The organism is Alteromonas sp. S005, assembly GCF_036864475.1.
Taxonomy (GTDB): Bacteria; Pseudomonadota; Gammaproteobacteria; order Enterobacterales; family Alteromonadaceae; genus Alteromonas.
On sequence record NZ_JAZETN010000031.1, the window covers coordinates 1 to 6,155 of the forward strand.

Sequence of the window (6,155 nt, forward strand, 5' to 3'; positions counted from 1 at the left end):
CTATTATCCCAGCAAAGTTACATTAAAAAATTTAGAAATTTTACATGAGCTGGGGAGAAATAAACTGGTGCTGATAGGCAGATTTGAACTGCCGACCTCACCCTTACCAAGGGTGCGCTCTACCAACTGAGCTATATCAGCACTGATTTGGAGCGGGCAGCGGGAATCGAACCCGCATCATCAGCTTGGAAGGCTGAGGTAATAGCCATTATACGATGCCCGCAATCCTAATTCTCTGGCCACCTCATAGAGAAAGTGGTGGAGGGGGCAGGATTCGAACCTGCGAAGGCTGAGCCGGCAGATTTACAGTCTGCTCCCGTTGACCGCTTGGGTACCCCTCCAGATTGATGGTGCCGACTGCCGGAATCGAACTGGCGACCTACTGATTACAAGTCAGTTGCTCTACCAACTGAGCTAAGTCGGCACTACATCAAGTGGGTGCGCATTCTAGAGTATTGTTTAACTCTGTGCAAGTGTCTTTTTGAAAATTTTTCAATTTTCTTTTTTGACCAATTTTTCAACTAATCAAAAACTTACGTCGATGTTCACTTTAGAAGTTCACTTCGAGCGTAGCGGGCAAGACCCTGCATCACCAAATGAGCGAGGCGCATGTTATCAGCAGATTTTAAGAATGCAAACACTTTTTTGTCTCCACCCCCTAAAATTATATCAAAATCGGTTCGTTTGCTTGATATGTAATCAATCGCGCTCAAATAAACACCATATAGTGCCGCATGACACCCTGATGCCACACAATCTTCAGTATCGGTTCCCACACCGAAGGTGGTCGGAATTTCATCATTCGCGAACACTTTTTTAGTGGAAGCAACCAAAGCATTACGCATTACTTGAAAACCAGGTACGATCCAACCGCCTAAATGTTGACCATCTACAACAAAATCGACCGTTATTGCCGTACCCACATCCATAACAAAAAATGCTTTTTTTGATTTTTCTGCAGCGCAGACCATGGCAAGCCATCTATCAACGCCCATTTTTTGAACATTGTCGTAACTATTTTTTATTTCGAAGGCTTCTTTCTCTGTGTGCTTTTCTACAAAAATAATATTTCGTTCATTGCACATGGTGGATATTTCATCAACCAGCTCTTGGTTTCGTACCGATGCTATATATAAATGAGAAATTCTTTCCTGAGAATCGATAAAGGAAAAGAGAGAATTGGCATCTTCACATGCATTAGGCTCTTCTTCTGCATGACAAAGCAGTGAATATTTTATCCGGGTGTTACCGATATCCACTAATATGACGTGGTTTTCTTCAATGATGTTCATATTTTTGGTTTCATTCGCAAAGCAATGCGTAAAACGGACGGATGAAATGCTAACTAAAAAAGCACAAAGATGAACTACGAAGTACTTTTATTATAAATAACGGTCAAATTCTTCGTAGCTCAGCTGTAAAGTAAAACAAAAATAAAACGTTAATTGCCTCTAAGGCTAACTTCGCCACCGTGGAAACGCGTAATACCGTCTTGCGTTTCAACAAGAAGCGCGCCACTGGCGTCCACTCCCCTGTCAATTCCTGAGAAACGCTTCTCACCCATTTGTAAAACAATGCGTTTATCGGCGTATAAGTCGAGCGCTTCCCAATATGCAGTAAATGGCCCAAAGCCCTGCTGAGTAAATTTAGGTAAATAAGACCATAGCGATTTAATAATTTCTGCAGCTAGTGCATTTCTATCAGGGATAGTGCCTAAATAAGACGCGAGATCGCTATGAGGCTGACCCACATCGTATTGGTTATCGGGTACACAAACATTTAAACCTATACCGATAACACTATGCGCCGTTGCACCTATCTGACCTTCTACCTCAATAAGTACGCCCGCAAGCTTTTTACCCTGCAGATAAATATCGTTTGGCCATTTAAGTTCAGCGTCTTCGACACCAAATTCCTTAAGCGCATCGCAAACCGCTAGCCCAACTAACAAAGAAAGCCCAGCCATGCTCTGATAACCGTCAGGAAAAGACCAATACATAGAGAAAGTTAGGCTACCGCCTACCGGTGCTAACCACGAACGACCGTGCCGCCCTCGCCCATCGGTTTGAATTTCGGCAAAAACAACATCGCCATTTTCAAGATCTTCTCGTTTGCTGGCAATACGCTTCTTCATTTCTGTATTGGTGGAAGGTAAGACCGACTCCACATCAATAACCGCTCGTTTTGTATTGCCTAAATGGCGTTTAATGCTGTCAGCGCTTAACAATGGAAAACCTCGTTCTAATCGGTAGCCTTTACCTTTTACTTTAAATACATCTAATCCCCAATCGGCAAGTTGGGAAATATGGCCTGCAACAGCTGTGCGCGAAAGGCCCACTTGCTGTGCAATGGTTTCCCCTGAGTGAAACTGGCCGTCAGACAACAAAGCGAGTATATGTTTTCTTATAGCTTTTGATGCTTGTCTCATAGCGAAATAAGTCCTTTGCTTCCTAATAAGCGCACTTCTGGCTCAAGCTGTATGCCGAACTTACCCTGTACGCTTGCTATGATATCTTTTGCCATGGTTATTACATCGTTTCCGGTGGCACCACCTAAGTTAGTAAGTACCAATGGTTGTGTAGGGTGGCATCGTACTTTATTTAAAGTTTTGCCTTTAAAACCTGCCTGGTCGATAAGCCACGCGGCAGGTATTTTTATTTGTTCATTTTCAGTGGCTGGAAAATCAGCACTTCCGCTCACCACAAAATGGGGCACTGAATCATAGTCTTGTGCAATCGCTTGAAACACTGCTTTTGAAACCACTGGGTTTTTGAAGAAACTTCCAGCATTGCCTAGCTCACTCGGGTCAGGAAGTTTACTTTTTCTAATTTCTATCACCTTACTATACACCTTTTCTGGCGTAGGCTCAGTGAGTGCCGATAGTTCGCCGTAGCTGGTTTCGAGTTCGTATTGCTTAGGTAATTTAAAGTTTACATGAGTGATAAGTACTTTGTTCGCTAGTGCGTGTTTGAACACACTGTCTCTATAGCCAAACTGACAGTCTTCATTACCTAGTAACATCTGTTCGCCTGTTTCAAGAAATACACATTCAACCTTATCGATTAACCTGTTTACCTCAACTCCATAAGCCCCAATATTCTGAATGGGGCACGCGCCAACCGAACCAGGTATCAACGCTAAGTTTTCAAACCCATACCACTTTTCTTTCATACACAAAGTTACGAATTCATGCCAATTTTCACCTGCACCTACCCGTAGATAGTGATGACTTTCAGTATCGAAGTGGCTTATTCCCTTAATTTCATTAACTAGAATTGTACCGTCAAAATCATCGGTAAAAATCGAGTTGCTTCCACCGCCTAGTATGTAAATGGCGTTGTTAGTCTTGTTTTTATAGGTATTAAAGGTAGATAAGAATGAAGCAACGCCGGTAAACGATTGGATAGAATCACACGACGCTGGAAGGCCAAATGTGCTGTAAGCTTGTAGTGAGGGCATAGAATTTTACGAACTGCGAACAATTCGCTAATGGTAGGGTAACGACGCGTTAAATAAAAGCGCAATGAAAGAATAATATTATTGCCAATCTTATTCAGCGTTATGGTACCGCCAATATCAATGAATAAAAAGCAAGAGCCCACATTAAGATGGTGAAGTTACTGCTCTTTGGCTTTATAACCAATACGAAACCCGCCCCAATGTTTACCGTTCACATATATGGGCGCAGATAAATCATGCATGATTTCACCGGTATCTCGTTTGTAGGTTTGCAGCAAGAACGTTGAGGTATTGCTGCCACAACGTCTTCCGGTTTTATCATCGAATATCCGCTTAGTTCGGTTATTTGCTAAATCCGTATTATAATCGCCAGTAAGAGGCTGACTAAACTTCTTGTTGTGGGTAGGAAAGTAGCCATTTTTATCAACTGCACCGGCATAGATTATAAAGGTGTGTTTATCTAATAAAGGCTCTTGGATTGCAGGAAGTACATTATCGGTAAATTTATCAAAAGGTGTCGTGTGCTTTACAGGGTTGGTATTTGGTATAGGCCTATAGTTAAATTCAAATAGCTCTGCTTCTGATATCGCGCCCTCTGATATAGCATGCTCGAACCGTTTTCCAATAGCTTTAGAAGCATTCACCGCGATGTCTTTTACTTCACTATTTCTATCCTTTACATCGAAGTTTTCCAGTAGCCTAAAAATATCCTCAGCTTGGCTGCTCAATGAAAGCGCTTGAGTAGAAACGTCGGTTAAGTCATGCTCTAGTTTTTCTGTAGTAACATGGAGTTGAAGGATATTTGTACTTATCCCTGCGCTATGCTCCGCGTTATTTTCTACCATTGCTTGCATTGCTCCCATTGACTCGCGTGCTTTTGTGGAGAGCTTACTAGAATATGAGATAGCTTCTTCGCTATCCTGCAATTTTGCATTCATGTTGTCACTGGAGTTGAGCACCGTTTCCATGGTAGCAACTGCAGCTTGGCTGCTTGCGTTCATGTCCAGCAGTAGGCTTTCTATTCCTGACGTGGCGTCGGTTGTTTTCTTAGCAAGCTCGCGTACTTCATCAGCAACCACAGCAAATCCACGTCCTTGCTCGCCTGCTCTTGCAGCTTCAATAGCGGCGTTTAGCGCGAGCATATTTGTTTGATCGGCCAACTGGTTTATCGTATTTGTTATGGTACTAATGCCCTCAGCTTTGCTCTTTAGCGTAATAAGTGCTTCAGATGACGCATTTATGTTTTTAACCAGTTGCTGTTGTTGGTTTATTACCTCTTTTAAAGAGGTACTTCCACGTTGCGTTTTTTCATCGGATTCATTCATAGAAAAAGCGGCATTTTTGGCAAGTTCATCTAACTGAGTCGATGATGCTTCAAGCTGTTGTAGTCTGCCGCTCATTTCACTGATATTAGCAACTTGCTCATTAAAAGCTTTGGATAACTGTTCTAAAAAGAATGAGATTGAAGCACTACCTATAGCAATATTACTCGCGGCATGGCTTACTTTTGTAGCATCATCGCTGTGAGCGTTTTTCTTATAATCATCAGATAGAACGGTTTTGCTCGCCGATATATTTTGGTTTTTAAACGCCTTTTCAGTAATAAAGGCTGCGAGAAGAATAGTAAGAAAGATCACACACGAAGCAAACAAGACATCTGATGTCACAAAAGACATCACTACGTTAACGAGACTTGCAATTACAGCTAAAACTAAGTACTTCATATGATCCATCTAACATTTCATTAACAACTATAGAATGTAGACTGACTTAGTTTAATTATCTATAAGCGGATAGTATTAAGTAATGGGGTCAGAGTACTTTATTACTAACTGTTATCTGGTACTAACTCATTTAGGTGCAAAACCATCCAGCCGTTAATATAAATATTTCGAGGCCGTCTAGCATCGTAAATGGCACCAGAAGTAACCAAGTCATTTACTTTTGTTTTGCTAAGCACAAGGTTATCAATACGATAGTAATTGCGTAGCAATAACGCTTTATCAAATTTCGCATGTTGACTGGGTGAGACAGGTGTTGTGTGAGCAATGTTTCCGACTTTAAAAGTAAGAGTATCATTATCAACACTAAGTAATTTCAGCGGAACATAGCGAAATCGAGCATCCGATGAAGGATCTATAGCTCTATAGTCAATATAGAAAAAGTCGTTTTTCTGTGGGTTACTTAAGACTCGCTCTTTTTCACTATTTTCAATAAATGCATTACCAACGAAGAAGACGACTATTAGAAGAAAGCAAACAATTTCTGCATGTTGCTTTAATAGAGCGGTCACAGGTTCAAGTTGAAAATTTCCCCGCAAATAAGCCGGGTTATTATCAAATGGTAAGGATGACATACAAACTTCCTAGTTGTTTGGTGTTTTTATACCATACCGATTATTTTTCAACCTGTCGCTCTTATACTGAGCTATTTCCAAAACTACAGCATACATTTCCCCGAACAATGGGGTCAGAAAGCAAAAAACCCGCCGATAGGCGGGTTCTTCTTAATGGGACCTGGCAGTGTCCTACTCTCACATGGGGAAACCCCACACTACCATCGGCGCTAATACGTTTCACTTCTGAGTTCGGAATGGAATCAGGTGGTACCGTATCGCTATGGCTGCCAGGAAAAACTGGTAACAATTTGGGAAAGATAATATTAATTCAATCAGTGAGTAACTACTTTTCACTCTA

5 protein-coding genes, 4 tRNA genes and 1 rRNA gene are annotated in these 6,155 nt (G+C 41.5%); all 10 read right to left on the reverse strand.

Going from position 1 to position 6,155, the window contains the following annotated elements:
- Positions 1-65: 65 nt before the first annotated feature.
- A tRNA-Thr gene (locus tag V7R55_RS19250) sits at positions 66-141 on the reverse strand.
- Positions 142-148: 7 nt separating this feature from the next.
- Positions 149-223, reverse strand: a tRNA-Gly gene (locus V7R55_RS19255).
- Positions 224-256: 33 nt separating this feature from the next.
- Positions 257-341: transfer RNA gene (locus tag V7R55_RS19260), tRNA-Tyr, on the reverse strand.
- A 7-nt stretch (positions 342-348) separates the two neighbouring features.
- Positions 349-424 (reverse strand) — tRNA-Thr (locus V7R55_RS19265).
- Positions 425-545: 121 nt separating this feature from the next.
- Positions 546-1,292, reverse strand: a complete 747-nt coding sequence (locus tag V7R55_RS19270) for a type III pantothenate kinase (protein WP_334060972.1) — start codon at positions 1,290-1,292, stop codon at positions 546-548.
- A gap of 149 nt (positions 1,293-1,441) precedes the next feature.
- Positions 1,442-2,428, reverse strand: coding sequence for a bifunctional biotin--[acetyl-CoA-carboxylase] ligase/biotin operon repressor BirA (gene birA, locus V7R55_RS19275; protein ID WP_039222269.1), 987 nt, complete (start codon positions 2,426-2,428; stop codon positions 1,442-1,444).
- Entirely contained in the window at positions 2,425-3,459 is a 1,035-nt protein-coding gene (gene murB / locus V7R55_RS19280) for a UDP-N-acetylmuramate dehydrogenase (RefSeq protein WP_334060974.1), read from the reverse strand. The genes birA and murB overlap by 4 nt, the downstream gene beginning before the upstream one ends.
- A 158-nt stretch (positions 3,460-3,617) precedes the next feature.
- On the reverse strand, positions 3,618-5,183 hold the full coding sequence (locus tag V7R55_RS19285) for a methyl-accepting chemotaxis protein (protein WP_334060976.1): 1,566 nt from the start codon (positions 5,181-5,183) through the stop codon (positions 3,618-3,620).
- Between the two features lie 104 nt (positions 5,184-5,287).
- On the reverse strand, positions 5,288-5,815 hold the full coding sequence (locus V7R55_RS19290) for a hypothetical protein (RefSeq protein WP_334060977.1): 528 nt from the start codon (positions 5,813-5,815) through the stop codon (positions 5,288-5,290).
- 158 nt (positions 5,816-5,973) lie between these two features.
- Positions 5,974-6,089 (reverse strand): 5S ribosomal RNA (rrf, locus tag V7R55_RS19295).
- Between the last annotated feature and the right edge of the window lie 66 nt (positions 6,090-6,155).

Coding starts and splice junctions, on each gene's coding strand:
- V7R55_RS19270 (WP_334060972.1), bottom strand. CDS start 1,292: ATGAACATCATTGAAGAAAACCACGTCATATTAGTGGATATCGGTAAC.
- birA (WP_039222269.1), bottom strand. CDS start 2,428: ATGAGACAAGCATCAAAAGCTATAAGAAAACATATACTCGCTTTGTTG.
- murB (WP_334060974.1), bottom strand. CDS start 3,459: ATGCCCTCACTACAAGCTTACAGCACATTTGGCCTTCCAGCGTCGTGT.
- V7R55_RS19285 (WP_334060976.1), bottom strand. CDS start 5,183: ATGAAGTACTTAGTTTTAGCTGTAATTGCAAGTCTCGTTAACGTAGTG.
- V7R55_RS19290 (WP_334060977.1), bottom strand. CDS start 5,815: ATGTCATCCTTACCATTTGATAATAACCCGGCTTATTTGCGGGGAAAT.